Source organism: Wolbachia endosymbiont of Pentidionis agamae (genome assembly GCF_036711655.1).
Lineage (GTDB): Bacteria > Pseudomonadota > Alphaproteobacteria > Rickettsiales > Anaplasmataceae > JAZHPY01.
Genome location: NZ_JAZHPY010000104.1, coordinates 1 through 2,876 on the forward strand (window position 1 = coordinate 1; position 2,876 = coordinate 2,876).

Here is a 2,876-nt window from a genome sequence, read left to right on the forward strand (position 1 = left end):
GAGTTTTTCTACATGTTCTATGTATGAGATAGTTTTTTCTAAATCTATATCATCCCAACCTTCAATTTGATCTTCACCAGATTGATAATTAAATTTTTCATCACTCGTAGGTACAGTGTTATTATTATCATCTCTACCATCATTTATGTTTGATTTTAATTCTTCTAATCTTTTCATACCTTCCTCATTCACATATAAACTAGCTAATTATATACCTTTTCATACCTATTAATCAAGTTAATTAATAAATTAATGACTGGAGTCAAAGTTACAATTAATAATTTATTAGTAAATTTAGTGAATTTGTTTCATTCCAGTAAAAATATAATAGCAGCATGACCATACTGATAATGCTGCAGCAATCCACAAACAAAATTCTCCTATATTCTGAATAATGTTAGAATTATTCATTATTAATAACACAACTGCTGTTATTTGGAAAAATGTTTTAAATTTTCCTACTTTACTTACTGGAATGTTAATGTGCATAGCTATTAAAAATTCTCGTAATCCAGAAACTAATATTTCCCTGCATACTATTATAATTGATGGCAAGATTGTAAAGTCATTTATTTTTTGCCTATAAATAAGCATAATTATCGTTGCTACTATAATTAGCTTATCTGCTATTGGGTCAAATAATCTACCAAATTTTGATTGCACTCGCCATGTGCGTGCAAGATAACCATCAAAAAAATCTGTAATACATGCAAAAATGAAGATTGATATTGTTATCCGATCTGCATATTTATTTTCTATGTAAAAACTTAATATGATTGCTGGTATCGTAAGCGCTCTAGAAACTGTAAGTAAATTAGGCAATTTTTTTTTGAACATTGCTCTTCTACTCTTAATTGCATATTTTTAATCATAATGAAATATTAAGTGGTATACAAGTAAGATACTATATCTTTTTAAATAAAATTATACTTTAAATCTAATGATTAAGAATCTTGTTTTTCAAGAAAAAAAGAAACCTTAAATGTAAAATCAATAGGTAATGATATTTTTAACTGCTTTATTCTGTATAGCAAGAATCTGTGTGAAAATTGCATAGAATGGAGTTTAATTTTATGGTATGCATCATAGTAACACAAGAGAAATCAACTCCAATTACAACATAAACAAATAGCATAAATGATGAAGTTACACTAAAGATTATTCAAAGCCCAAATCTACTTTTGCCATTTAAAGCATTTATCTTGAATTGAGTAACCCACGCTTTACACAATTTATGTTTGGTAGTCCATATCCTTAGATTAGCACTTTAGTATAACAACTTCAGTATAAACTACAAACATGGCTTTGCATTTCACACATTAAATGGATATGATTAATATCATTGCTAAAATACTCCTATTGTAATATTTTTCCTTTATTAGCTAAACTTTCACATATCACAAGTTAACATTGTAGTAGTTGTAGATCATTGTCACTTTTCTTCACTACTCATTCCCAATGCACGTTTATAGACATCAAGTAGTGTTTCTTGATTTTCCCTATCATCACTATCCATCTTTCTTAATTTTATGATTTGTTTCATAATTTTTGTATTGAAACCTTCATTAGCCGCTTTAGTGTAGATATCACGTATATGATCTTGAACGTCTTTTCTTTCTTGTTCAAGCTTTTCAATTCTTTCTATATAAGATCTTAATTCTTCTGCTGTTATATTTTGTATCATAAATCTCCTTTTATTTATTATCAATTTTTACTTGAATATTTGTAATAATATTTTTTTCTTTCTTTAGAATTTTAAAACGAAATCCATATAGAGAAAATTCTTCTTCTTCATTTGGAATACGCTCTATATCATTAACAATCATACCTGCAAGAGTAGAAGCTTCCTCATTTGGAAGATTCCAGTGCAACTCTCTATTAATATCTCTAATGTTTACTTCTCCGTTAATATTATACACTGTATCAGATATTTTCTTTATTAAATCTTCAGTAACTAGATCATGTTCATCAGAAATATCACCTACTATTTCTTCAAGTATATCTTCCAAAGTTACTATTCCTTGCAGTGCACCATATTCATCCACAACAAGCGCAAAATGCCTTCTATTTTTACGAAAATTATGAAGTTGTACACTTAAAGGAGTGCTTTCTGGTACAAACCAAGGTTTTAGCATCACCTTCGTAATATCAATTTTTTCTAAGTTGTTGTTTTCTCTCCGCAAAGCATTAACTAGATCTTTCGCATGGATTATACCAACTATGTTATCTGGTTCCGTGCTCCACAATGGTATCCTACTATGATTACTAGTTAAAATATTTTTTACTAAATCCTCTTTACTTTGCTCTATATTAAGAGCAAATAAATTCTTTCTATGCGTCATGATTTGTGATATTTCAGTTTCAGCTAAATCTAGTATACTGCTTAGCATATTAAGATCTTCCTGCAACATTGTCCCTTCACTACGATGCAAGGTAATCATATTACGCATTGCATCTGCTGCTGAAATCACTTCTTTGTCTTTATGTAGTCCGCATAATTTTAAAATACCATTGACAATAAATTGAATACCTATTGTTACAGGAGAAAAGATTTTTACGCAAAGTAATAAAAAGTAAGAAAAAAATAATGCTACTTTTTCAGGGTTCTGAATTGAATAAGTTTTCGGTAATACTTCGCAAAATAATAAGATACAACAGGACATTATTAACGTTGATACAAATACTCCCCCACTACCAAAAAATTTTATGAATATTACTGTTGATAATACAGAAGAAGCTATATTGATTACTGTATTTAAAAGCAGTATGGTCCCTATAGTCAATTCTTTTCTATGTAATAAATAATTTATTATCTTAGCTTTCTTATTACAATGAAGCTTTAGTTTATTTATTTGAGACCTGCTCACCGAAATTAA

3 protein-coding genes are annotated in these 2,876 nt (G+C 28.4%); all 3 read right to left on the bottom strand.

The features are described 5' to 3' along the window. Positions 1-294 precede the first annotated feature (294 nt). Positions 295-837 (bottom strand): CDP-diacylglycerol--glycerol-3-phosphate 3-phosphatidyltransferase, encoded by a 543-nt coding sequence (gene pgsA / locus V6U76_RS04980; protein ID WP_333024025.1) that lies wholly within the window; start codon positions 835-837, stop codon positions 295-297. Positions 838-1,432: 595 nt separating this feature from the next. Beyond that, positions 1,433-1,684, bottom strand: a complete 252-nt coding sequence (locus V6U76_RS04985) for a DUF2312 domain-containing protein (protein WP_408647431.1) — start codon at positions 1,682-1,684, stop codon at positions 1,433-1,435. A 10-nt stretch (positions 1,685-1,694) separates the two neighbouring features. Beyond that, on the bottom strand, positions 1,695-2,876 hold a 1,182-nt coding region (locus V6U76_RS04990), incomplete at its 5' end, for an HlyC/CorC family transporter (protein WP_333024027.1).

Excerpts from the sequence above, each read along its gene's own strand:
- pgsA (WP_333024025.1), bottom strand. The coding sequence starts at position 837 with ATGTTCAAAAAAAAATTGCCTAATTTACTTACAGTTTCTAGAGCGCTT.
- V6U76_RS04985 (WP_408647431.1), bottom strand. The coding sequence starts at position 1,684 with ATGATACAAAATATAACAGCAGAAGAATTAAGATCTTATATAGAAAGA.